This is a genomic window from Exiguobacterium sp. s189 (assembly GCF_018617615.1).
Lineage (GTDB): Bacteria > Bacillota > Bacilli > Exiguobacteriales > Exiguobacteriaceae > Exiguobacterium > Exiguobacterium aestuarii_A.
Window position 1 is genome coordinate 1 of the sequence record NZ_JACSKM010000025.1, and the last position, 1,615, is coordinate 1,615.

The following is a 1,615-nucleotide window of genomic DNA, read 5'->3' on the forward strand; positions in this document are numbered from 1 at the left end:
CGAGCCTTCGGGTGGCGCGTTGGGTGTTCTTCCACATCCAACGCGCCATCTTTTTCAGGTTGATGGCAGCAAAAGTAAGCATCGCCTGCATCGAAACTTTTTCAAGTCCCCGGTATCGGGTCCAACGCATGCCATGCTTCTCTTTTGCGTCTGCGAAGACACGTTCGATCGTTTCTTTTCGTCTTCTGTAGATTTCGCGTGCCGGTTCTGTGTGCCGGAGGTCTTCGACCTCGTCCAGGTAGTGTTGCCAGAGGTGACGCTCGATGACCCGTTGATGGTTGCGACTCGCCGTGCACTCAGAGAGCAATGGACAGGTCGCGCAGATAGCCGGGTCGGAGACATATTGACGCTTCCCGTCCCGAGTCGTCGTCCGATAGTCGAGCGTCTGATTGTTCGGACAGAGATAGACGTTGAAGTATTCATCGTACACGAACTCATTCTTCCGAAGGGTGCCTTTCGGCCCTTTCGGACGCGTATACGGAAAGGCGGGCAAGATTCCACGGTCGATCAACAGTTTGGCGATCGGGGCAGTCTTATAGGCGGAGTCGGCGGCGACGGCGAACGGCGTACCGAGATGATCAGTGACCTTGTCGATGAGCTTCGGGAACGGGACACTGTCATGGACGTTACCCGGGGTCACGACGGCCCCCAGGATGAACCCGTTCTTGTCACTTGCGGCGTGTACCGAGTAGGCGAACTGCTTCTCACGCTCCCCTTTGACGTAATACCCACTCTCGGGATCGGTCGTGCTCACCTTGATTTCCTTGACCTCGTCCGCCTCAGACTTTTTTGGCCCCAAGGGCTTCTTTCCGTTTTCCTGCCGGTCGCGCTCGATTTCGGCGTCGAGTTGTTCCCGATAAGAGTGCGCCTCTTTTTGGACGATCTCTTTCTTCAGCTTGCGCTTGTTCGCATTCGCCTTCACATGTGTGGAGTCCACGAAGAGGATGGTCGGGTCAACGAAACCGGCGTCGACCGCCTGGTCGAGAATGTGATTGAAGATGTCTTCGAACAGGGTCGTGTCCTGGAAACGACGGACGTAGTTCTTACCGAAGGTCGAGAAGTGCGGCACCTTGTCCGAAAATCCGAGCCCGAGGAACCAGCGGTAAGCGAGGTTCGTCTCGATTTCTCGGATGGTCTGGCGCATCGAGCGGATCCCGAACAGATATTGAACGAACACCATCTTGATCAGGACGACCGGGTCGACACTTGGACGTCCCCGGTCCTCGGAATAAAGTCCCTGGACCATCGGATAGATGAACTCGAAATCGATGGCCGACTCGATCTTCCGGACCAGATGGTCCTTCGGGACGAGCTCGTCGAGCGTGACCATCTCCAGCTGTGTTCGATTCGTTTCAGATTGTGTCGACTTGTTGATCATCGGATCCACCCCCTGTGTGTTATTCTCACACCATTATATATGGTAATGAGGATGGGATGAAGGACAAGAGGTGACCAAGAACGGGCAGGCGAGACTCCTGAGGGAATAGCAAGCAAAGGGAGACCCAGCAGTGACGCAGTCGCGATGCGGCTCCCTGCTTGCCCCTAGGAAAGCGAGCCGTGCCCGGCTTGGGCATAAAAAAAGACCGTAGACCTATATTTTGTCTACAGTCTGAAA

At 55.3% G+C, this 1,615-nt stretch carries 1 protein-coding gene; it reads right to left on the reverse strand.

Annotated elements, in window-relative coordinates; all coding sequences use genetic code 11:
* Window positions 1-1,378, reverse strand: a 1,378-nt coding sequence (locus KNO99_RS15195; protein WP_214750083.1) for an IS1182 family transposase, incomplete at its 3' end; no start/stop codon positions are given.
* Between the last annotated feature and the right edge of the window lie 237 nt (window positions 1,379-1,615).